Origin of the sequence: Curvibacter delicatus NBRC 14919, from assembly GCF_001592265.1 — a bacterium.
Lineage (GTDB): Bacteria > Pseudomonadota > Gammaproteobacteria > Burkholderiales > Burkholderiaceae_C > Hylemonella > Hylemonella delicata.
On record NZ_BCWP01000014.1, the window covers coordinates 46,186 to 68,611 of the forward strand.

22 protein-coding genes are annotated in these 22,426 nt (G+C 62.7%); 9 read left to right on the forward strand and 13 right to left on the reverse strand.

Annotated features, from left to right (window positions below):
- Positions 1–62: 62 nt before the first annotated feature.
- Together CDE01S_RS08515 and ppx are read left to right on the forward strand one after the other, a co-directional pair.
- Positions 63–1,205 (forward strand): ABC transporter substrate-binding protein, encoded by a 1,143-nt coding sequence (locus CDE01S_RS08515; RefSeq protein ID WP_066705913.1) that lies wholly within the window; start codon positions 63–65, stop codon positions 1,203–1,205.
- 61 nt (positions 1,206–1,266) lie between these two features.
- A complete protein-coding gene (gene ppx, locus CDE01S_RS08520; RefSeq protein WP_066705915.1) occupies positions 1,267–2,763 on the forward strand; it encodes an exopolyphosphatase in 1,497 nt (498 codons plus the stop codon).
- Here ppx and CDE01S_RS08525 read toward each other — a convergent pair whose 3' ends face one another.
- Positions 2,764–4,584: an EAL domain-containing protein gene (locus tag CDE01S_RS08525; RefSeq protein ID WP_084382812.1), complete on the reverse strand. Its 1,821-nt coding sequence runs from the start codon at positions 4,582–4,584 to the stop codon at positions 2,764–2,766.
- A gap of 231 nt (positions 4,585–4,815) precedes the next feature.
- Between CDE01S_RS08525 and CDE01S_RS08530 the strand changes: the two genes are divergently transcribed.
- Positions 4,816–5,199, forward strand: coding sequence for a hypothetical protein (locus CDE01S_RS08530; protein WP_066705917.1), 384 nt, complete (start codon positions 4,816–4,818; stop codon positions 5,197–5,199).
- A 21-nt stretch (positions 5,200–5,220) separates the two neighbouring features.
- Here the strand turns inward: CDE01S_RS08530 and CDE01S_RS08535 are convergent, their stop codons facing one another.
- The 6 genes from CDE01S_RS08535 to CDE01S_RS08560 all read right to left on the reverse strand — a co-directional run bounded on the left by CDE01S_RS08535 (position 5,221) and on the right by CDE01S_RS08560 (position 12,612).
- On the reverse strand, positions 5,221–5,682 hold the full coding sequence (locus CDE01S_RS08535) for a SixA phosphatase family protein (protein ID WP_066705919.1): 462 nt from the start codon (positions 5,680–5,682) through the stop codon (positions 5,221–5,223).
- Between the two features lie 2 nt (positions 5,683–5,684).
- On the reverse strand, positions 5,685–7,787 hold the full coding sequence (gene ppk1 / locus CDE01S_RS08540) for a polyphosphate kinase 1 (RefSeq protein WP_066705921.1): 2,103 nt from the start codon (positions 7,785–7,787) through the stop codon (positions 5,685–5,687).
- A 40-nt stretch (positions 7,788–7,827) separates the two neighbouring features.
- Positions 7,828–8,919, reverse strand: coding sequence for a glycosyltransferase family 4 protein (locus CDE01S_RS08545; protein WP_066705923.1), 1,092 nt, complete (start codon positions 8,917–8,919; stop codon positions 7,828–7,830).
- Positions 8,916–9,779, reverse strand: coding sequence for a UDP-2,3-diacylglucosamine diphosphatase (locus CDE01S_RS08550; protein ID WP_066705925.1), 864 nt, complete (start codon positions 9,777–9,779; stop codon positions 8,916–8,918). The genes CDE01S_RS08545 and CDE01S_RS08550 overlap by 4 nt, the downstream gene beginning before the upstream one ends.
- Positions 9,779–10,627 carry a GNAT family N-acetyltransferase gene (locus CDE01S_RS08555; protein WP_066705927.1) on the reverse strand — a complete coding sequence of 283 codons (849 nt, stop codon included), beginning with the start codon at positions 10,625–10,627 and terminating at the stop codon, positions 9,779–9,781. Before CDE01S_RS08555 ends, CDE01S_RS08550 begins: the two co-directional genes overlap by 1 nt.
- Positions 10,628–10,695: 68 nt before the next feature.
- Positions 10,696–12,612, reverse strand: a complete 1,917-nt coding sequence (locus tag CDE01S_RS08560) for a PhoX family protein (RefSeq protein ID WP_066705929.1) — start codon at positions 12,610–12,612, stop codon at positions 10,696–10,698.
- A gap of 144 nt (positions 12,613–12,756) precedes the next feature.
- Here CDE01S_RS08560 and CDE01S_RS08565 point away from each other — a divergent pair, with 144 nt between their 5' ends.
- From CDE01S_RS08565 to arsC, 5 genes are read left to right on the forward strand one after another with little or no spacing between them, the layout of a single operon-like run.
- Complete coding sequence (locus CDE01S_RS08565; RefSeq protein WP_245636143.1) at positions 12,757–13,110, forward strand: ArsR/SmtB family transcription factor; 354 nt, start codon at positions 12,757–12,759, stop codon at positions 13,108–13,110.
- Between the two features lie 34 nt (positions 13,111–13,144).
- Positions 13,145–13,663, forward strand: coding sequence for an ArsI/CadI family heavy metal resistance metalloenzyme (locus CDE01S_RS08570; RefSeq protein ID WP_066705931.1), 519 nt, complete (start codon positions 13,145–13,147; stop codon positions 13,661–13,663).
- Between the two features lie 29 nt (positions 13,664–13,692).
- Entirely contained in the window at positions 13,693–14,202 is a 510-nt protein-coding gene (locus tag CDE01S_RS08575; protein ID WP_066705933.1) for an arsenate reductase ArsC, read from the forward strand.
- Between the two features lie 2 nt (positions 14,203–14,204).
- Complete coding sequence (arsB, locus tag CDE01S_RS08580; protein WP_066705935.1) at positions 14,205–15,272, forward strand: ACR3 family arsenite efflux transporter; 1,068 nt, start codon at positions 14,205–14,207, stop codon at positions 15,270–15,272.
- 20 nt (positions 15,273–15,292) lie between these two features.
- Complete coding sequence (gene arsC / locus CDE01S_RS08585; protein WP_066705937.1) at positions 15,293–15,715, forward strand: arsenate reductase (glutaredoxin); 423 nt, start codon at positions 15,293–15,295, stop codon at positions 15,713–15,715.
- 137 nt (positions 15,716–15,852) lie between these two features.
- On the opposite strand, the gene CDE01S_RS18465 is transcribed toward arsC, so the two are convergent.
- From CDE01S_RS18465 to CDE01S_RS08605, 5 genes are all read right to left on the reverse strand, one after another.
- On the reverse strand, positions 15,853–16,338 hold the full coding sequence (locus tag CDE01S_RS18465; RefSeq protein ID WP_157077081.1) for a hypothetical protein: 486 nt from the start codon (positions 16,336–16,338) through the stop codon (positions 15,853–15,855).
- A gap of 49 nt (positions 16,339–16,387) precedes the next feature.
- On the reverse strand, positions 16,388–17,719 hold the full coding sequence (gene glmM, locus CDE01S_RS08590) for a phosphoglucosamine mutase (RefSeq protein WP_066705940.1): 1,332 nt from the start codon (positions 17,717–17,719) through the stop codon (positions 16,388–16,390).
- A gap of 40 nt (positions 17,720–17,759) precedes the next feature.
- Positions 17,760–18,623, reverse strand: coding sequence for a dihydropteroate synthase (gene folP / locus CDE01S_RS08595; protein ID WP_066705942.1), 864 nt, complete (start codon positions 18,621–18,623; stop codon positions 17,760–17,762).
- A 72-nt stretch (positions 18,624–18,695) separates the two neighbouring features.
- On the reverse strand, positions 18,696–20,615 hold the full coding sequence (gene ftsH, locus CDE01S_RS08600; RefSeq protein WP_066705944.1) for an ATP-dependent zinc metalloprotease FtsH: 1,920 nt from the start codon (positions 20,613–20,615) through the stop codon (positions 18,696–18,698).
- A 157-nt stretch (positions 20,616–20,772) separates the two neighbouring features.
- Positions 20,773–21,444 carry an RlmE family RNA methyltransferase gene (locus tag CDE01S_RS08605; RefSeq protein ID WP_066705946.1) on the reverse strand — a complete coding sequence of 224 codons (672 nt, stop codon included), beginning with the start codon at positions 21,442–21,444 and terminating at the stop codon, positions 20,773–20,775.
- 58 nt (positions 21,445–21,502) lie between these two features.
- On the opposite strand from CDE01S_RS08605, the gene CDE01S_RS08610 reads away from it, so the two are divergent.
- Positions 21,503–21,979, forward strand: a complete 477-nt coding sequence (locus CDE01S_RS08610) for a YhbY family RNA-binding protein (protein ID WP_066705948.1) — start codon at positions 21,503–21,505, stop codon at positions 21,977–21,979.
- Here CDE01S_RS08610 and CDE01S_RS08615 read toward each other — a convergent pair.
- Positions 21,970–22,422 (reverse strand): DUF4149 domain-containing protein, encoded by a 453-nt coding sequence (locus CDE01S_RS08615; RefSeq protein WP_157077082.1) that lies wholly within the window; start codon positions 22,420–22,422, stop codon positions 21,970–21,972. The two genes, CDE01S_RS08610 and CDE01S_RS08615, sit on opposite strands and share 10 nt — an antisense overlap.
- Positions 22,423–22,426: the final 4 nt, after the last annotated feature.

A 22,426-nucleotide genomic window follows, 5' to 3' on the forward strand; every position in this document is an offset into this window, starting at 1 on the left:
ATCCCTACCATCGTCGCTTCGCCTTTGCCACGTTGCGGAGGTTCCCCAGGGAGTTCGAGCTCATGTCCAAGTCATTTCTGAACCGGCGCCACCTGCTGACAAGCGCCGCCGGACTCCCCTTTTTCACGGCGCAGCCTGCCTGGGCGCAAGCGCTCAAGCAACTCCCGCCCTCTCGCGGTATGAGCATTGCTCAGATCGTGGACACCTCGGCAACACAGCAGGACGTCTCACGCGACTTCCTGATCGGCTCGCGAGCGGCCTGGCTGGACATCAACGCCCGGGGGGGCATACGCGGCAGACCGGTCCAGCACACGGTGCTCGAAGTGGACGGCAGCATGCCCAGTCTGCGAGCCGCCCTGGAGAGCATCCGGATGCAGACCCACTGTCTTGCGCTTTGCGGCACCGTGGGTGACAAGACCGCCACACAACTGGTGCAGTTATTGCGTCAGGAGCAACTCGACCTCGCCCATGCCGCCCCCTGGTTGCACAACGCGGATGGGCAAGGAGAGCAGACCTTCTGCATCTTCGCCTCCCGCCAAGAGCAGATTGCCCATGCCTTGAAATCGCTATCAGCCAATGGCGTAGCGGAGCTCGGCGCGGTCTACGCCACGGCACAAGAAAACGCCTTGTACCGCACCGATGTCGAGCGCGCCGCGGCTGACCTGAAGCTCCGGCTCACGAACTATCCGCTCAACGGCTCCTCTTTACGACAAGCCGGCATGAGCCTGAACAACAACACGCCGGCCATCTTGCTTTTCCTCGGTGGCACCCCCGAACTGGCCCAGTTCACCCAAGGCATGGAGAAACAAACTCGCCAGCGCTACGTCATTGCGCTGGCCGACGTCAACCTGCAGACCATGGCGCAACTCGGCGCGACCCGCAACACGCCCGTGGTGGCCACTCAGGTCGTGCCCATGGTGAATGCCGGCCTGCCTGTGGTCCGCGCTTACCGCGAAACGCTCGCACGGCTGTTTGACGAAGCCCCGACCGCCTTGAGTCTGGCTGGTTTCATCGCCGCACGCTACACGCAGGAAGTATTGCAAACCATTGAAGCCACGCCAACCCGGCAAAACACATTGCAGGCCTTCCAGCGCCGCACACCACTGGACCTGGGCGGTTTTCGCATCAGTTTCAACGGACAACGACGTGGCAGCCCTTATGTGACGCAGAGCATGCTGAGCCAGGATGGCCGCATTGTTGGCTGAAGCACCTCTCAGGGCTGGGGGTTGCCAATGCTATGCTGCCCGACCAGAATGAATTGACACCATGCAAAACGGAACCCGCCTCGCCGCCGTAGACCTCGGCTCCAACAGCTTTCGACTTGAAATCGGCTACCTCGACCATGGCCAGATCCAGCGAACCGAGTACCTCAAGGAAACCGTGCGGCAGGGTAACGGCCTGGACGAGAACCGCAACCTGTCGCGGCAAGCCATGCAGCGCGGCTGGGACTGCCTGGCCCGCTTCGGCGAGCGCCTGGCTGGGTTCCGCAAGCACCAGGTACGCGCCGTGGCGACCCAGACCCTGCGCGAAGCTCGCAACCGGGATGAATTCCTGGCACGGGCGACCGAGATCCTGGGCTTTCCTATTGATGTGATCTCCGGTCACGAAGAGGCCCGCCTGATCTACCAGGGGGTTGCCCACCTGTTGCCCCAGTCAAACGAACATCGGCTGGTCGTGGACATCGGTGGCCGTTCGACCGAACTGATCCTCGGGCGCGCCTACGAAGCCCGCTTCATGGAGTCGTTTCGTGTCGGCAGCGTTGCCTGGTCGATGCGCTACTTTCCCGACGGCCTCTTTACCGCGCAGGCCTTCGAGACCGCCGAGGTGGCGGCCAAAGCCGTCCTGGACGAGGCCCTCAACACATTCCGCCCGGACGCATGGGAGGTGGCCTATGGCTCTTCCGGCACCGTCGGCGCTGTCAGCGACATCCTGATGGAAGCCGGCTGGCCGGAGGGTCGCGTGACCCGCGACGGTCTCGACTGGCTGCTGGAACGCCTGCTCAAGGCGCAAAGCGCTGACAAGGTCCGCCTGGAAGGCATGAAAGAAGACCGCCGTGCGGTGATTGGCGGCGGAGTCAGCGTGCTGCGGGCCGTGTTTGATCTGCTGTCCATCAAGGAAATGCACGTGGCCCAGGGTGCACTGCGACATGGCGCCTTGTACGACCTGCTTGATCGCGAACAGGAACAGACCGATCAGCGCCATGCCAGCGTCAATCGCCTGTCAAGCAAATTCAATATTGATCTGTCCCAGGCACAACGGGTCAGCAAGGCGGCACGCCACCTGTTTCGCCTGATGGCGAGTGAATTCCCCGCCAGCGTGATGGACCGGCACCAGCGCAAGCTCGGCTGGGCAGCACAGCTGCATGAAATCGGCAGCGTGATTTCGCACAGCGACTACCACAAGCACGGCGCCTATATTCTGGACAACACCGACGCCGCCGGCTTCACCATGCCCGAACTGCACCGGCTCAGCCTGTTGGTGCTGGGACACCGGGGCAAACTTCGCAAGCTGGACATGGACTTCGAAGACGATGTCTTCGTCAGACAACTGCTGGCCTTGCGTCTGGCGGTTCTGTTGTGCCATGCACGCCGGGATCCCGACTTGCAAGGCATGATGCTGCAATTCAATCAGCCCCACCGCCTGGCCCTGAACTGCCGGCCGGGCTGGCGCGAGGCCTACCCGCAATCCGCCCATCTGCTCAATGAAGAGCTGCTGGCCTGGCAGAAGACACCCTGGACGCTGACGTTCAGCGAACGCAATTAGTCAGACACGCTCCAACGCCGGCTCGCCGCGGACAAACAGCCCGCCTCCATTCATCTTGGCTTCATGCTTGGCCAACGCGGCCAGGGTGGCCACCTCTTCTTCGTCCCGCAAGGCATGTGCGCCCACCCGAACCGCACCAATGGAAAGCGTCGTGCAGGGGAAGAATCGCATCACGCCATGCCGGTCCTCAGCATGAATGCCGCCGCATAAACGAGCGGCCTCGTCGAACAGGTCGCGGGCCTTGAAGGCGAACTCGCTGACGATGAGCTCGCAGCGCCGCCGCCATTCCTCGCTCTGGAACAGGATCAGGAAGTCGTCGCCTCCGACATGGCCCACAAAATCACGCTGCGGGTCGCAATGGGTCACGGCCAGTTGCGCCAGCAAGCGGATCATCTCATCACCACGCCAATAGCCGTAATGGTCATTGAAGGGCTTGAAGTTGTTCATGTCGAGGTAACACGCCACAAACTCCGCGCCTCCCTCCAGCAGACGCTTGATGTGCAGGCTGATCGGGATATTGCCCGGCAGGAACGTGAGCGGATTGGCATGACGTGCCGCCTCCAGCCGCAGCTCGGTCACCGAACGCACCAGTTGGTCGCCCGTGCCCAGACCGATATAACGCCCGTTCTCGGTCACGATGAAACCATCCGTCAGGTAGCGCTGATCCTGCGAGGTCAGAATGCCGATCAGCTCATCAATGTCGTGGTTGCGCTCAATCAGGCGTGGTGAATGGTTCGCGTACTGCATGCAGGATTTCTTGCCAAAGATCTCCCTGAAATACAGGGTGGCATAGTGATCCATGAAATGCTGACGGTTGATGATGGCCACCGGCTGGTTGTTGTCCACTACGGCAATGGCATGCAATTCCGGACGGGCCATCAGAATGGCCGCCACTTCATCGTTGCTGGTCTTCTGACTGACGCACGGCGCATGTATCAACGACAGGTGCCGCAGGTGCCCCAGACGGGAAATATGCCGCTGCTCGGGCATCACGGCCACACGCGAGTCCTGCAGCACGTCGATCGCATCGCTGCGAATGCTGGGCAGCACCACGTTGGAGGGCCGCCCCAGAAAATAGCCCTGGCCATAGGCAATCCCCAAGTCGCGCAGCACCCGTAAGTCGTCTTCATTCTCAATGCCCTCGGCCACCAGGGCGGTGCCGAAAATCTCGGCGATCTGCATCAGCGCCTGGAGCGTCTTGAGGTTGTCGGCATGACCGCTGATGCTGCGACTGAAATACTTGTCGATCTTCACGATGTCCGGCTTGATCTGAGACCACAGGCGCAGGCTGGAACGGCCATCACCAAAATCATCCAGCGCCAGGAACAGACCTGTGCTGTGCAACTCCTTCACCAGTTCCGCCAGCGCCTGCATGTCGGCGACGCGTTCGTGCTCGGTGATCTCCAGCACCACCATGCGCGGGGATACGCCTAGATCACGCACACACTTGCTGAAACAGGTGCATCCGCCTTGCTCGACCAGACTGAGCAAGGCATTGGCGCTGATGTTCAGGAACAGGCGCCCAGGCTGCTTGAGCTGCCCCCATTGCTTGAGCGCCGTGAAAAGGCAGAAAAATTCAAGCTCATGCAACAGCCCCTCGTCCTGCGCCGCCTGCAGCAGGGCATCAGCGCTGTGCAACGTGGATTCATGCGGTCCGCGGATCAGCGCTTCATGGCCATAGATGGCTCCGTCCTTCAGGTCCGCAATCGGCTGGAAGACGGAGTGCAAGCCATCGTTGCGGATCAGTTGAGCCAACGGGCCATCTCCCCTGATCACGTCCGGCAGGACCTTCCCCATCAGCAGGCAAATCGGATCGCTCATCTCGTGCTGCTCCATTGCTATCGCAACTTCTGGCCAGTCTTCCAACAGTTCTTCCAAAACATCTCCGCCGGCAAAAGCCAGCCCCCCTTGGCACCCCCCCTACTTTGCTTGCTGAAGATGAATGTTTCATGACATCTTCATGACGGTCGCATCAGTGCCATCGTTCAGCGCTTGTGCGTGAAAAAACAACGGTATAAACTGTTTTCAAATTTTCAGAGAGGAACCCAACACATGGCAACTGTCACCAGAAAACCCACAACGACCAAGACGGCCAAAGCCCCAGTCAAATCCAGCCCGTTGGCGGCCAAGAAGGCGCCCCAGTTGCGCAAAGCCGCACCGGCGGCCCCGGCGAAACCGGCCCCTGTGACGCCTCAAGCCAAGATCGCCAAACCGAAAAAGCCGAAACTGGTTCGCGACAGCTTCACCATCCCGAAGCTTGAATATGTCGTGCTTGATGAGTTGAAACTGCGTGCCGCCAAACTGGCACATCCAGTCAAGAAGAGTGAGCTGCTGCGCGCCGGCATCAAGGCGCTGACCGGCATGTCCGATGCGGCCCTGCTTGCTGCCCTCAAGGCCGTTCCCACCATCAAGACCGGTCGCCCCAAGAAGGCTTGAGCCCGCCTCCTGCCAGATGTCTTACAGCACCTCGGGGGACTGGACCGTCAGCAGCACGGTCTGGGCAACGCCATCGCGTTGCCGGTGGCGCAACCACCAGACAGCACCTTTGCGCACCGCGCAGTCGCTGGCCTGCATGCCAAGCAGTTGCGCAATGGCCTGCCCCAGCATCGGCTGATGGCCCACGATCAAGGTCGTGGTCTTGGCCTGCGGCCATTGCACCAGCTCCAGCAGCTGTGCCACCGAACCGTCAGGCGCGAGTTCATCGCGCAGCTTGTACTTGCGTCCCAAGGCCAACGCGGTCTGCTCCGTCCTGCGTGCCGGACTGACCAGCACGCGGGCACCTTCGGGTAATTGGCGGTCAAGCCAGCTGGCCATGCGCGCGGCCTGTTTCTCGCCCCGAGGCGTGAGTGAACGCTCCAGGTCGTTGCAGCCCGGCACCCAGTCGTGGGCTTCCGCATAACGCCACAAGACCAGGTCCATGATCAAGCCTTGCCGCGAGCCTCGCGCGCGGCATAACGCGCCATCAAGGCGTTCTGGGCGCTGATGGCCTGCCGCACCCCGGACGGGTGCGTACGCACATAGCGGCCGTCAGGCTGCAGGTCCCAGGCATCGAGGCTGTCATGCAGTCCCGCCACCAGGCATTCGTCCACGATACGCTGACGCAGCACCGGGTCCATGACCGGCCAGGCCAGTTCGACCCGACGCAGCATGTTGCGGTTCATCCAGTCGGCACTCGACAGGTAAAGTTCCTCGGTCTCCCCTTGTCCAAAGTAGAAGACTCGCGCGTGCTCCAGAAAACGTCCGATGATCGAACGGACCCGGATGTTGTCGGTTTCGCCGGGCACTTGCGCCGGCAGCATGCACGCGCCACGGACGATGAGATCAATCCTGACGCCGCATTTGCCGGCCGCAATCAGGGCACGGATCAAGGCTTCATCGGTCAGCGCATTCATCTTGGCCACAATGCGGGCCGGCTGGCCGGCTGCGGCGGCCACCCCCAGGCTTTCGATCTTTTCCAGCAGCTTGCGGTGCAGCTGGAGCGGCGCCATCCACAGACGGTTCATGCGGGGCAGCCGGCTTTGTCCAGCCAAGTGGATGAAGACGTGCTCGATGTCCGCCGTCAGCGCGGCATCGGCCGTCAGGTGGCTGATATCGGTATAGAAGCGGGCCGTCACCGGGTTGTAGTTGCCGGTGGACAAGTGCGCATAACGCTTGAAGTGCTTGCCCTCGCGCCGCGTGACCAGCATCATCTTGGCATGGGTCTTGAGCCCCACCACGCCGTACACAACCTGCACCCCGATGGACTCGAGCTTCTCGGCCCAGTTGATATTGACTTCCTCGTCGAAACGGGCCTTGAGCTCCAGCACGACGGTGACTTCCTTGCCACGCCGCACGGCCTCGCGCAGCAGCTCCATCAGCTCGGAGTTCGAACCCGTGCGGTAGATGGTCTGCTTGATGGCCATGACCTGCGGGTCATCCACCGCCTCACGCAAAAAAGCCAGCACACCATCAAAACTCTCGTAAGGCTGATGGATGAGCACATCGCCCCGTTTGAGCTGCTCGAAGATCGGCTGGTCACGCCCCAGCTGTCGAGGGTAAGACGCCTTGTACGGCGGGAAACGCAGATGGGGTTCATCGACCAGGTCCACCAGCTGGTTCAGCCGTACCAGATTGACGGGGCCGTGAACGCGAAAGAGTGCACCTTCGGGCAAGCCGAACTGTTTGAGCAGGAAACTGGCCAGGTACTCGGAGCAGCCGGCAGAGACCTCCAGCCGGACCGCCTGCCCGTAATGGCGATGCTGCAGCCCTTGACGCAAGGCGGTACGCAGGTTCTTCACGTCTTCTTCGTCCACTGCCAGATCGGAGTGGCGCGTCACACGGAACTGCGAAAACTGACTCACTTCCCGCCCCGGGAACAGCTCGGCCAGATGGGCACGGATCACACTGGAGAGCGAGACAAACAGCGTGCGCTTGCCACACAACTTGTCCGGCAGGCGGATGAGGCGCGGCAGCACACGCGGCACCTTGACGATGGCCACATCGTTCTCGCGCCCGAAAGCGTCATGCCCGACCAGCCGGACAATGAAATTCAGCGACTTGTTCGCCACCTGCGGAAACGGGTGCGAAGGGTCCAGCCCGACCGGAATCAACAGCGGGCGGACATCGCTCTCGAAATACTGCTTGACCCAGCGCCGTTGCGCGACATTGCGCTCACCATGCGAGAGGATCCGGATCCCCTGCTTTTCAAACGCCGGGATGAGCTCGTCGTTGTACAACGCATACTGACGATCCACCAGCTCATGGATGGCGGCCGAAAGCTGATCAAACGACTCTTCCGTGTAGAGCCCTTCCTGGTCATGCCCCTGTTTGGCACTCAGGTGGGGCTCGGCCCGCACCTCAAAGAACTCATCCAGGTTGGATGAAACGATGCACAAATAACGCAGACGTTCCAGCAAAGGCACATCGCTGCGGCAAGCCCAGTCGAAGACGCGCCAGTTGAAGGCCAGAATGCTATGGTCCCTGTCCAGCAGGGTAAGCGGTTTCGACTCAACGCTCGATTTCGTTTCACTGACGGGAGACAACATCGGATCCTGACGGTTTTATTACGTTTCAGTGGCGAATTCTTTACACATTTGATGACAAAGACGTGACAGTTTCACGCGCCTGTCCCAAACCTGCCCTAGATTCATCTTGACGGACGGGGACCAGATGGTCAAGAAACAGGCGGCTGGACTGCTCCCAGCTGAATTCCAGCGCCCGCGCCCGCGCCTCATGGCGCGGCACGGCCAGCGCCCGGTACCAGGCACTTTTCAGGTCCGCATCCAGGATGCCGCCGGTCACTTTGCCCTCGCTGTGGCCCAGCACCTCCAGCGGCCCATCCACCGGGTAGGCTGCCACAGGCGTGCCGCTGGCCATGGCCTCCAGCATGACCAGCCCAAAGGTCTCTGATTTGCTGGGCATGACAAACAGATCGGCAGCAGCATAAACACGTGCCAACTCGTCACGCGGCAGGATGCCAAGCCAGCGGACATGGGGATAACGCGCCTTCAGCGAAGCTTCCAGCGGGCCGACGCCACAGACGATCTTGGTCCCCGGCACATCGAGCTGCAAGAAGGCCTCGATGTTCTTTTCATACGACACGCGGCCGACAAACAGCGATATCGGGCGCGCCAGCAAGCCGAGTGCCGGATGCAGCTGCACTTCCTCATGAAACGGGAACAGGTCCATGTCCACGCCATGGGTCCAGCCACGCAGACGCTGGAAGCCGCGCTGCTCCAGCATGCGCAGCACCCCCTGGGTCGGCACCATCACGCCCGATGAGGGCTTGTGGAAATGGCGGAACAGGGCGTAACCCCAGGCATGCGGCACCTTGAGCGCGGCGTTCAGGATCTCCGGGAACTTGGTGTGAAACGCCGTGGTGAACGCCAGGCCGCGCTTGAGGCAGTAGGCGCGCGCCGCCCAGCCCAGCGGCCCTTCGGTGGCGATGTGGATGGCGTGCGGCGCCAGCGCATCGAGCTGCTCGCGCAGGCTTTTGGCCGGGCGTACCACCAGATCGATGCCGGGATAACCAGGACAGGGCCGCGTGCGGAACTGCCCCGGGTGCACCACGCTGATGTCATGCCCGGCACGTTGGACCTCCCTGACCAGCTCCACCAGCGTGGTCACGACGCCATTGACCTGGGGCTCCCAGGCATCCGTGATCAGTGCAATTTTCATGCGGAGACCGTCCTTGTTGCGTGGGGTTGAACCGGTACGGCGTGGGTCGCCCCCCAGTGCAGCAGCTCCAGCCGGCCGTCCTGGTGTTCAACCAGGGCGGTGCGGCTTTCCACCCAGTCGCCATCGTTGCAGTAGAGAATGCCGTCGATATCGCGCATCTCGGCGCGGTGGATATGGCCGCACACCACGCCCTGGTGGCCAAGGCGGCGCGCCTCGTTGGCCACCGCCACCTCGAAGTCGGTGACGTAGTTCAAGGCTTTCTTGACCTTGTGCTTGAGGTAGGCCGACAGCGACCAGTAAGGCAGACCGAACCTGGCGCGCAGGTGGTTCAGGTAACGGTTGAGCTTGAGCGTGAACTCGTACAGGTTGTCACCCACGTAAGCCAGCCACTTGGCACACTGGATCACGCCGTCAAAGTAGTCGCCGTGCATCACCCAGAGCTGGCGCCCGTCGGCCGTCACGTGCACGGCATCTTCCACCACCTCGATGCCGCCAAACTGGTGTCCGATGAAACCCCGTGCGAATTCGTCATGGTTGCCCGGCACGTAGATGATGCGGCAGCCCTTGCGCCCGCGGCGCAGCAGCTTCTGCACCACGTCGTTGTGTGCCTGCGGCCAGTACCAGCGGCGACGCAGTTGCCAGCCGTCGACGATGTCGCCCACCAGGTAGAGGTAGTCGCTCGGATGGGCTTTCAGGAAAGCCAACAGCTCGTTCGCCTGGCAACCTGGTGTACCCAGATGCAGGTCGGAGATGAAGATGGCACGCAAACGCCCATGGCGCGGGTGATCTTCTTCGTCACCATCATCCTGCCCGGCCATGCCGGCCAGCCACGGATTCATCGGGTCGAAGGTCTTCTTCATCAGGCGCCGAGGAAGTGCTTGCGGTAGCGTGCCGGCAGGTCTTGCAGGCGCATCAGCATGGGCAGGTCCGCACTGTTGAAGTCCGGGTCCCAGGCCGGCGCGCCCAGCACCTTGGTGCCCAGGCGCAGATAGCCCTTGATCAACGCCGGCGGCTCGACCTGCAGATCGCCATTGAGCTCCTCCACCGGCAGCGGCAGGCGCGGCCGCACGTGGTATTCGACGGAGGCCAGATGCGTTTCCTTGAGCTGCTTCCAGATGCTGGCCGCCACATCGCCGCTGAGCACGCCGTTATGCAGCATCGGGATGCTGGCACAGCCGATCATGGTGTCGAGCTGGTTGCGCACCATGAACTCACCCAGCGCACCCCACAGGGCCATGATCACGCCACCGTGTCGGTGCTCCGGGTGCACGCAGCTGCGGCCCAGCTCCACCATGCGTTCGCGCAGCATGCGCAGGCGCGTGAGGTCGAACTCCAGGTCGCTGTAGGTGCTGCCGACACGCTTGGCCTGCGCCGGTGTCAGCACGCGGTAGGTACCGATGACCTCGCGCGTGGCCTGATCACGCACCAGCAGGTGCTCGCAATAGTCGTCGAACAGGTCGATGTCATGGCCCGGCACATCGGTATTGAGCCGCGCCCCCATCTCGCCGGCAAAGATCTGGTACCTCAGTCGCTGTGCGGCACGGACGTCGTCCTGGTGTTGGGCCCACGCCACTTCAATGCCGCCACGCCCAGCAGGCGCGACTGGCTGGCTATCAGTACCCAGGGTTTGCTGATCAGGTCGGTGAAGTGACCCCCTGGGCATGACAACGGGCGACAGCGGGAAAGTCGGGTTAGGCAGTTCTTTCATCATGTACTCCTTGCTTTATGGGTATCAGGTTAAAAAAAAGGCCCCGGAGGAAACGGGGCCAGTAAGTTCTAGGTGCCGACAATGCCGCCGTCCTTGCGACGGATGACGACGGTCGCCGAGCGCGGCCGGCCGCCAGCCGGCCCATCCGGCCAGTTGCTGATAGCCAGCGGCTTGCTGGGATCGCTGCGCTCACTGGCGGTCTCGCCCGGGTGCTGCACATTGACGAACATGAAACGGCGATCCGGCGTGAAGGCAATGCCGGTGATCTCGCATCCGGCCGGACCCGTCAGGAAACGCTTGGTCTCGCCGCTAGCCGGATCAGCGCACAGCATCATGTTGTTGCCGATGGACTTGTAGGCGCCCTTGTTCATGACCGAGGTGGAGATGTCGGTCTGAATCCAGAGCAGGCCGCTGTCGTCAAAGGCTAGGCCATCCGGGCTCCCATACATGTCGCCCTGGATGTTGCCGCGGTGCTCCGGTTTCTCGGCGTTCGGGTCGCCCGCCAGGGCAAAGTGCATCCAGCGGAATTCGGTGGCGGCCGCATCGCCGCTGCCCCCCTGGCCTTCACGCCAGCGGATGATGTGGCCCATGATGTTGTCGGGCCGAGGGTTGGCGGTATCGACCTCACGCCCGGGCTGGCCGCGCTGGTTGTTGTTGGTCAGCGTGACGAACACCTCACCGGTGTGGGGGTGCACGGCAATCCACTCGGGGCGGTCCATCTTGGTCGCGCCCACGGCATCGGCGGCCTGGCGCGTCTTGATCAGCACCTCACCCTGGTCGGCAAAACCATGCGCTGCCGTCAGACCGTTTTCCCCATGGACCAGGGGAATCCAGCGGCCATAACCCTTGGCGTCGAAACGTGCCACATACAAGGTGCCGTGATCCAGCAGGTCCTTGTTGGCGGCATAACCACCAGGGCGCACCTTGTCGCGCGAGACGAACTTGTAGACATACTCGAAGCGCTCGTCGTCACCCATGTAGACCACGGCATGGCCATCCTTCGTCAGCGTGGTGGTGGCGCCTTCGTGCTTGATGCGCCCCAGCGCCGTGCGCTTGACGGGCGTCTGCGTCGGGTCCATCGGATCAATCTCCACCACCCAGCCGAAGCGGTGCGGCTCGTTAGGGTGCTTGACTGCGTCGAAACGTTCGTCGAATTCATGCCAACGGTAGCCCCAGCCTTTGTGGCGCAGGCCGTAGCGCTGTTCGTCGGTGTTGGGCTTCTCCTGCGACGAGAAATAACCGTTCCAGTTCTCCTCGCACGTCAGGTAAGTGCCCCAGGGGGTGCGGCCTGCCGCGCAGTTGTTAAGCGTGCCCAGCACACGGGTGCCGGCGGGGTCAGCCGCCGTCTTCAGCAGCGCATGGCCACGCGCCGGGCCGCTGACAGCCATTGGTGTGTTGCCGGTGATGCGCCGCGCATAACGCGAGCCCGGCATGACGCGCCACTGGCCCTGGCGTTCGACGATTTCGATCACGCTCACCCCGTGGGCGGCTTGTGACTTGCGCACCTTGTCGGCCGACCAGTTCTGCATGCCATCCGCGTGCAGCAGTCCATCGTCGGTGTATTCGTGGTTGATCGCCAGCAGGCCGTGACGCGGATTGCCGTCAATCGGGAAGAAGGCCATGCCATCGTGGTGCATGCCAGCCTGCAGGCTCTGCTCTTCCCAGCTGTTGGAACCGTCGGTCTTGAAGACCGGCGAGCCGGCCTTGGCGCCTACCGCATCACCCCAGCGGTACAGCACCTGCGCCTCGTACTCGCGCGGCACATTCAGAGCATCAGCCGATGACACCGGTACCCCGGTGAAACCCAGCGGCTTGCCGCGCGGGACCGTCGCGCCCAGCGCGTGCGAACCCACCAGCATGGCCACGGCCGCTGCCGTGCATTTGAAGACCTCGCGCCGCGCACTGTCGACCCCACCAATGTGCGCATTGGCACTGCTGTTGACGCCCTCAACTGCGTCGTAATGACCACCAAATCCTTGACCCATGTTCTTCTCCTGCGGAATCCGCAATGACGTCAGTGTGGAAGCCCCCCGTGACGTCTTCATGGCAGAAAAATGTCAGAAACATGACATGGACCGTGGCGACAGCGCTGGTTTGCATCATTTCAATAGTTCAACTATCATTGAAATATGAAAAACATCGCCATGCAGGAATCCGACGCCATCAAGTCGCTGGCAGCACTGGCCCAGGCGCAACGCCTGCGCGCCTTCCGTGCGCTGGTGGGGGCCGGCCCGGAGGGGCAAACGCCCGGCGCACTGGCGGCAACGCTGGGCGTGAGTCCGAGCGCCCTGTCCTTCCATCTCAAGGAGTTGGCCAACGCCGGCCTGGTCAGCAGTGAACCCAACGGCCGCTACCTGGTCTACCGCGCCAACTTCGGACAGATGGATGCCTTGCTGGGCTACCTCACCGAGCATTGCTGTCAAGGTGCCGCGTGCGAGGTAAGCCCCAAACGCAAGAAAAAGACCGTCTGCGCCACCTGCTGATTTTTCCCCTTACCCATTTTCCAAGGAGTTCTCCATGAAACGCTTTCACGTCCATGTCCACGTCGACAACCTGGCACAGAACATCGCCTTCTATTCGGCCATGTTCAACCAGGCCCCGGCCCGTACCGAAGATGACTATGCCAAGTGGATGCTGCAGGATCCGCCGGTGAACTTCGCCATCTCCACCCGCGGCGACAAACCCGGCGTCGACCACCTGGGCATCCAGGTCGAATCCGCCGATGAACTGCAGGTGCTCAAGGCTCAGGCCACCCAGGCCGACATGGCCCTGCTCGACGAAGGCGAAACCACCTGCTGCTACGCACGCAGCGACAAGTACTGGGTCACCGACCCGCAAGGCATTGCCTGGGAACAGTTCCACACGCTGGACAGCATCCCGGTCTTCAGCCAGAAAAGTTCCGAGCCAAATCAGGCTCAAGCCCCCGCCTGCTGTACGCCAAAAGCTCCTAAAACTGTAGCAATTGACAAGGCCAGCAGCGGTTGCTGCGCGCCCACGGCCGGCCAGACCAACAACGGCGCCAAGGCCTGCTGCTGAATATATTTTCGCGACCAGCCATTTCAAACATGACTTCAACCGCACCCACCCTCAACGTGCTGTTCCTCTGCACGCACAACTCGGCGCGCAGCATCCTGGCCGAAGCCACGCTCAACCACATTGGCCAGGGCCGCTTCAAGGCCTTCTCGGCCGGCAGCAGCCCGCGTGACCAGCAGCAGCCCAACCCGCTGGCCCTGCAGGTGCTGGAAAGTGCCGGCATTACCACCGAGGGCCTGCGCAGCAAGAGCTGGGACGAGTTCGCAGCACCCGATGCGCCGCAGATGGATCTGATCATCACCGTCTGTGACAACGCGGCCGGCGAGGTCTGCCCGATCTGGCCCGGCCACCCGGCCACCGCGCACTGGGGTTATGCCGATCCATCCGAAATGCAAGGCACGGACGCGCAGCGGCTGGAGGCCTTCCGCCAGACCCTGCTGGCCATCCGCCGCCGCCTGGACCTGCTGGTCAACCTGCCGCCCGAGAAGCTGGCCAAGCAGCTGATCCAGACCACGGCGCGCAACCTGAGCAAGGCCGACTGACCATGAGCGTCCAATGTGAAGTGACCGCCAAGCAGGCGGCCGGCGCGCCCATGAGCGTGTTCGAACGTTACCTGACGCTGTGGGTCTTTCTGTGCATCGTGGCCGGCATCACGCTCGGGCAGCTGTTGCCCGGCGTGGCCCAGGCCATCGGCCGCATGGAAGTGGCCCAGGTCAATCTGCCGGTCGGCGTGCTGATCTGGGTCATGATCATCCCGATGCTGGTGAAGGTGGATTTCGGTGCCCTGCACGAGGTGCGACAGCACGTGAAGGGCATCGGCGTCACGCTGTTCGTCAACTGGCTGGTCAAGCCGTTTTCCATGGCCTTCCTCGGCTGGCTGTTCATCCGCCAGCTGTTTGCGCCGTACTTGCCGGCCGACCAACTGGACAGCTACATCGCCGGCCTGATCCTGCTGGCCGCCGCGCCCTGCACCGCCATGGTGTTCGTCTGGAGCCGCCTCACCGGCGGCAACCCGCTGTTCACGCTGTCGCAGGTGGCGCTGAACGACAGCATCATGGTGGTGGCCTTCGCACCGCTGGTGGCCTTCCTGCTCGGCCTCTCCGCCATCACCGTGCCGTGGGCCACGCTGCTGACCTCGGTACTGCTGTACATCGTGGTGCCGGTTTTCCTGGCCCAACTGTGGCGCAAGGCGCTGCTGGCCAAGGGTCAGGCCGCCTTTGACGCCGCCATGGCCAAGATCGGCCCCTGGTCCATCACCGCCCTGCTGGCCACGCTGGTGCTGCTGTTCGCCTTCCAGGGCGAGGCCATCCTGCAGCAGCCGCTGGTCATCGCCCTGCTGGCCGTGCCGATCCTGATCCAGGTGTTTTTCAACTCCGCGCTGGCCTACTGGCTCAACCGCGCCGTCGGCGAAAAGCATGAGATCGCTTGCCCCTCGGCCCTGATCGGCGCCTCCAACTTCTTTGAGCTGGCGGTGGCCGCCGCCATCAGCCTGTTCGGCTTCCACTCGGGCGCCGCGCTCGCCACCGTGGTCGGCGTGCTGATTGAGGTGCCCGTCATGCTGTTGGTGGTACGCCTCGTCAACAACTCGAAGGCCTGGTACGAACGCCGCTGATTCGTTGACACAATTTCGCCATGACTGACATCACGATCTATCACAACCCCAAGTGCGGTACCTCGCGCAACACGCTGGCCATGATCCGCAATAGCGGCGCCGAGCCGCAGGTCATCGAGTACCTGAAGACACCCCCGACGCGCGAACAGCTGCTGGCCCTGATCGCGGCCAGCGGCCTGAGCGTGCGCGAGGTCATGCGCAGCAAGGAAGCGCTCTACACCGAACTTGGACTGGCTGACCCTGCGCGCAGCGATGCCGAACTGATAGCCGCCATGCTGGCCCACCCCATCCTGATCAACCGCCCGATCGTCGTCACGCCGCTGGGCACGCGCCTGTGCCGGCCGTCCGAACTGGTTCTGGACATCCTGCCGCAGCCGCAGCAAGGGGCGTTCAGTAAGGAAGATGGGGAAGCGGTGGTGGATGCGCAGGGGCGGCGCATCTGACGACCCGATAAAACTGCTATCGGAACCTCGTCAAAACAGAACCGAATGGCAATTTTGAAGGCTAGCTAACACGCCAGCAGTGCGGAACCCAGTATGAATTGAGGGGGCGAGCTTTTGTGGTCGGCTTGGATGATGGGTTAGCGCTGCTTCTCAAGGAATGCCAGATCACCGAAATCAACTTCTCTTTTTTCGAGCCGCTCCGGGGACTCGACGGCAAGTCGCTTGGACTGCTTCAACCAATCTCGATTTAGTACGGGAAGGTTTATGCCACCCCATGAGGCCCAAACTGCAGTGGCTCTCATGCTTTCATAATCAAGGCCTCGCATTGATCCGAAAACCTCGACATCGAAGCGCGTAAGCTTGCTATCGGTACGCTTGAGCACCTCTGATGGGAGTACAGAAGATGTTCCCGGCAGAGAATTGATTGCAAAATCTACAGCGGTCAAGTTGGCCGCTGACTGTGACACGACTAGGTCGAGGTCGTGAGTTTGCCGATCGCGACCATGACAACGCATCGCGTACCCACCAACGACGAGGAAATCAACGCCATATTGGACGAAGGCGTTCAGAAGAATGCATTGATTCGAATTGAGCGACGAGAAAGCGTCAACAGAGGTACTCATCTGTTATCGACCGCAGAAACGCTTCCTATCAGCAGCTGGCCGAAGAGTTTCAGTTCCTAAGCGTCTTCGCTAGCCGCTCAGCGCAAGCCTGGGCCTGCGCCGCGTCCCGCGCCTCCACCATCACCCGCACCAGCGGCTCGGTGCCACTGGCCCGGATCAGCACCCGGCCGTGGTCGCCCAGTTCGGCTTCCACCGCCTTCGTCTCTTCGGCCAGCCGGGTGTTGGCTTTCCAGTCCTGGCCCGGCTGCAGGCGCACGTTGATCAGGGTCTGGGGGAACAGCGTCACATCGGCCAGCAGCTGTGCCATGCTGCGCTCGCTGCGCACACAAGTCTGCAGCACCTGCAGCGCCGACACCAAGCCGTCGCCCGTGGTCTGCTTGTCCAGCGCCAGCAGGTGGCCCGAGCCTTCGCCGCCGAGCAGCCATTTGTGCTTGTGCAACTCTTCCAGCACATAACGGTCGCCCACCTTGGCGCGCACGAACTGCACGCCGCGCTTCTTGAACGCCACTTCCACCGCCATATTGGTCATGAGTGTGCCCACCACACCGGGGACGTTCTCGTCACGCCCGATCCGCTCATCCGCCATCAGGTACAGCAGTTCGTCGCCGTTGAACAGGCGACCCGAGGCGTCGACCATCATCAGGCGGTCGGCATCACCGTCGAACGCCACGCCGTAGTCGGCATGGTGGGCCTTGACCGCCGCCACCAGCGCATCGGTATGGGTGGCGCCGACTTCGTGGTTGATGTTGAGACCGTCCGGTGCGCAGCCGATGGCCACCACCTCGGCGCCGAGTTCGTGGAACACCTTGGGGGCAATCTGATAGGCCGCACCGTGTGCGGCATCGACCACGATCTTGAGGCCCTTGAGCGTGAGGTCGTTGGCGAAGGTGCTCTTGCAGAACTCGATGTAACGCCCGGCCGCATCGTCGAGGCGCCGTGCCTTGCCCAGGGCGGCCGAGTCCACCCATACCGGCGGCTCATCCAGGGCGGCCTCCACGGCCAGTTCCCACTCGTCGGACAGCTTGGTACCCTGGGCACTGAAGAACTTGATGCCGTTGTCCGCATAGGGGTTGTGGCTGGCGCTGATGACGACGCCGAGTGAAGCGCGCTGGGCACGCGTGAGGTAGGCCACGCCGGGCGTGGGCAGTGGGCCGAGCAGCATGACGTCGACCCCGGCCGAATTGAAACCCGACTCCAGCGCGCTTTCCAGCATGTAACCCGAGATGCGGGTGTCCTTGCCGATCAGCACCAGCGGACGCGCCTCGCTGCGCTTGAGCACACGGCCCACGGCGTGCGCCAGGCGCAACACGAAATCAGGGGTGATGGGCGACTGGCCCACGGTGCCGCGAATGCCGTCGGTACCAAAATATTTTCTGCTCATTTTTGATCTCTGTTCTTGTGGCTCATGCGCCAGACGCTATTCATTTTATAGCGTCCAGCACCTTGAGTGCCTGCACCGTGGCCAGCACGTCGTGCACCCGCACGACGGCGGCGCCGCGTTCCACCGCCAGCAGCGCCGCCGCCACGCTGGGCACCAAACGCTCGTGCACGCCTGCCGGCAGGGCCGTGCCCGGCGGCGGGCTGGCGACAGCGCCGATGGAGGACTTGCGCGACCAGCCGGCCAGCAGCGGGTAGCCGGCGGCGAGCAATTCCTGTTGCCGCGCCAGCAGCGCGAAGTTCTGCGCCACCGTCTTGCCGAAGCCGATGCCGGGGTCCAGCACGATACGGGACTTTTCGACCCCCAGCCCTTGCAGCTCCTGCGCCAAGCGCTCTAAAAATGAGAGCACCTGCGGCACCACGTCACCCTCCATGGGCGCCGCCTGCATGGTCTGCGGCTCACGGTGCATGTGCATCAGGCACACGCCGCAGCGCGGGTGTTGCGCCACCACCTGACGGCCGTCCAGCGGGTCGGCCGAGTCGCGCCAGCGCAGGGCCCAGATGTCGTTGATGATGTCGGCACCCAGGTCCAGCACCGCCTGCATGACCTGCGGTTTGTAGGTGTCGACCGACACCGGTACACCGAGCTTCACGGCCTCGCGCACCAGCGGTAGCACACGCGCCAGTTCTTCCGCCAGCGGCACCGGCGGTGCGCCCGGGCGGGTCGATTCGCCGCCGATGTCCAGGATGTCGGCGCCCTCTTTCAGCAGCTGCTCGCAGTGGGCCAGCGCGGTTGCGGTGGTGGCATGCTGCCCGCCATCGGAAAAGGAGTCGGGGGTGACATTGACGATGCCCATCACCTGCGGCCGGGACAGGTCAATGGCAAAGCGGGAGGTTAACCAGATCATGAAGATGTCAATTCAGGCGATACACAAAGCAAAACGGGGCAGTGAGCCCCGTTTTGCAAACTTGCAGTGATCTCAAGCCGCCGTCGGCGACGGATCGGTCTTCACGGCCGGGCTGCCGCCCGAGCCGTTGCCGCCATCCGAACTCGGTGCGCGCGGCGTCCAGTCCTTGGGCGGCTGCGGCTCCTTGCCGGCCATGATGTCGTCCAGTTGGTCGCCGTCAATGGTTTCCCACTCCAGCAGAGCCTTGGCCATGGCGTGCATCTTGTCGCTGTTGTCCTCGATCAGCTTGCGCGCCAGGGCGTACTGCTGGTCGATGATGCGACGCACCTCGGCGTCGACCTTCTGCATGGTCTGCTCGCTCATGTTGGTGGTCTTGGTGACCGAGCGGCCGAGGAACACTTCGCCTTCGTTCTCGGCATAAACCATCGGGCCCAGCGCGTCGGTCATGCCGTAACGCGTGACCATGTCGCGCGCAATGTGGGTAGCGCGCTCGAAGTCGTTGCTGGCGCCGGTGGTCATCTGTTTCATGAACACTTCTTCGGCGATACGGCCGCCAAACAGCATGCTGATCTGGTTCAGCATGTATTCGCTGTCGTAGCTGTAACGGTCCTGCGCCGGCAGGCTCATGGTCACACCCAGGGCGCGGCCACGCGGGATGATGGTGACCTTGTGCACCGGGTCGCACTTGGGCAGCAGCTTGCCGATCAGGGCGTGGCCGGACTCGTGGTAGGCCGTGTTGCGGCGCTCTTCCTCCGGCATGACCATGCTCTTGCGCTCCGGGCCCATGAGGATCTTGTCCTTGGCCTTCTCGAAATCCTGCATCTCGACCACACGCGCATTGCGGCGCGCTGCCATCAGCGCTGCCTCGTTGCACAGGTTGGCCAGGTCGGCACCGCTCATGCCGGGCGTGCCGCGGGCGATGACGCTGGCATTGACGTCCTGGCCGATCGGGATCTTGCGCATGTGAACGTTCAGAATCTGCTCACGGCCGCGGATGTCGGGCAGCGTGACGTAGACTTGGCGGTCGAAACGGCCCGGGCGCAGCAAGGCCGCATCCAGGATGTCCGGTCGGTTGGTGGCCGCGACCACGATCACGCCCAAGTTGGTCTCGAAGCCGTCCATCTCGACCAGCATCTGGTTCAAGGTCTGCTCGCGCTCGTCGTTGCCGCCGCCCAGTCCTGCACCACGTTGGCGGCCGACAGCGTCGATTTCGTCGATGAAGATGATGCAGGGCGCGTTCTTCTTGGCGTTCTCGAACATGTCACGCACGCGCGCGGCACCGACGCCGACGAACATCTCGACGAAGTCAGAACCGGAGATGCTGAAGAACGGCACCTTGGCCTCGCCGGCAATGCCCTTGGCCAGCAAGGTCTTGCCGGTGCCCGGGGGGCCGACCAGCAGCAGGCCGCGCGGGATGCGGCCTCCCAGTTTCTGGAATTTCTGTGGGTCCTTCAGGAAGTCGACAACTTCCTTCACCTCTTCCTTGGCTTCGTCGCAACCGGCGACGTCGGCAAAGGTGATCTGGTTGTTGTTCTCGTCGAGCATGCGCGCCTTGCTCTTGCCGAAGCTGAAGGCGCCGCCCTTGCCGCCGCCCTGCATCTGGCGCATGAAGTAGATCCAGACGCCGATCAGCAGCAGCATGGGCCCCCAGCTGACCAGCAAGGTCATGAGCAGGGAACCTTCTTCACGCGGTTTAACGTCGAACTTGACGCCGTTGGCGATCAGGTCACCCACCAGACCGCGGTCCAGATAGGTGGCGGTGGTCTTGACGCGGCGGTCGTCCGTGGTCACGGCGACGATTTCCGTGCCGCCCTGGCCTTCCTGGATGACGGCGCTCTTGATACGCTTGCTGCGCACTTCCTCCAGGAAGTCGGAATAAGCGAGCGAACCGGCACCGCCAGCACCCCGCGTATCAAACTGTTTGAAGACGGTGAACAGCACCAAGGCGATGACAAGCCAGACGGCAACTTTCGAGAACCACTGATTATTCAAGTGCAGCTCCAATAGACGAACCTGGGAGGCCAGGCTCGGGGAAACCCATAGTTGAGTGCCATTTTAGGCCTTTCAAGCTCCGGCGCGATTGATTTTGCCTGTTTCATCCATTGGCACGACAAGGGATTTCAGGTGACCGGGCAGCAGTTATCGAACCTTAAGCCGCGTTGGCAACTGCCTTGAGTCCGATGCCGACCAAGAAGGTCTCCGACGAACGGTCACGCGAGGCCTTGGGCTTGATCGGTTTCACGATCCGGAAAGTGTCCTTGAACAGGCCCAGCACCGTGTTGTAGCCGCTGCCATGGAACACCTTGGCCACCAGCGCGCCCTCGGGCTTGAGGTGGTTCTGACAAAAATCGATCGCCAACTCGATCAGGAGCTCCATGCGGGCCGCATCGGCCGACTCGATGCCCGACAAATTGGACGCCATGTCAGACACCACCACATCGGCCTGCCGGCCCTGCATCAGCTGCTCCAGCTGCGCCAGCACTTCGGGTTCGCGGAAGTCGCCCTGCAGGAACTGCACGCCTTCGATCGGCTCCATTGGCAGGATATCCAGGCCGATGATGGCCCCCTTGAGCTCGCCTACCGCCGCACCGCCGGGCGCCAGCCGGCGCCGCACGTACTGGCTCCAGGCGCCGGGCGCACAACCCAGGTCGACCACCACCTGCCCCGGCTTGATCAGGTGCAGCGTCTCGTCGATCTCCTTGAGCTTGTAGGCCGCACGCGCGCGATAGCCTTCCTTCTGCGCCAGCTTGACGTAGGTGTCGTTGACATGGTCGTTGAGCCAGGCCTTGTTGACCTTCTTGCTCTTGGTTTTGACTTTCATTTGCTCTTTCACAGCGCCAGACAGCGCGATTCGGCCGCTTACCGCGGATAATAGCGACATGCCAGCGATTCAACTCACTCCCGCCCAGCGCAAGGAATTCCGCGCTGAGGCCCACCACCTCGACCCGGTCGTCATGATCGGCGGCGACGGCCTGACGGCCGCCGTGAAAAAAGAAACCGACGCCGCCCTCAACGCCCATGGGCTGATCAAGGTGCGCGTCTTCAACGACGACCGTACCGAGCGGGAAACCATTTTCCAGACCCTGGCCGACGAACTCAACGCCGCGCCGATCCAACACATCGGCAAACTGCTGGTGCTGTGGCGCCCCAAGCCGGTCAAGGAACGCGCTGCAGACGAAGACCGCATGCCCGGCCCGCGCGACGTCAAGGTGCTCAAGTTCAGCAAACGTGGCGGCCAGCGCCCCGAAGTCAAGATGCTGCGTGTGCTGGGCAACCAGCGCCTGACGGCAGGCGGCACCGTCAAGCGCGCCAAACCCAAAAAGCAGACCAGCGTCAAGAAACGCAGTCAGACCTGAGCACGGCGGCTGGATGCTGCCAGCCGCCAGAAGGCGGCTCCGGCGCACAGCCACTGCAACAGATACAGCCCACTCCCCACCCGGTGCCACAGCGCCAGATTCTCGCGCGCCACGATGCGCGGAGCGACGGCAAACTCGGACAGCAGCGCCATCAGCATACCGGCCACTATGAAAACAATAGCTGCTCGCGCAGTATTGGCGTGGCTTTCAGCCTGACTCGGCCTCAAGAACAGCAGCAGCAACAGACCACAGTTCAACGACACCCAGGTCTGTGCGGTAAACAGCTTGGCCGCCATGCTCCCGGCCATGGCCGGCGTCGGCAGGTAGACGAACAGCATGGGCACCACCAGAAAACCAATGGTGCTCAGGCTACCCCACCACAAGGCCGCCAGCCAGGCTGGCGCCAGTTCACGCAGCAGTTGCAGGCGGGTGGAAAAACGCATGGTC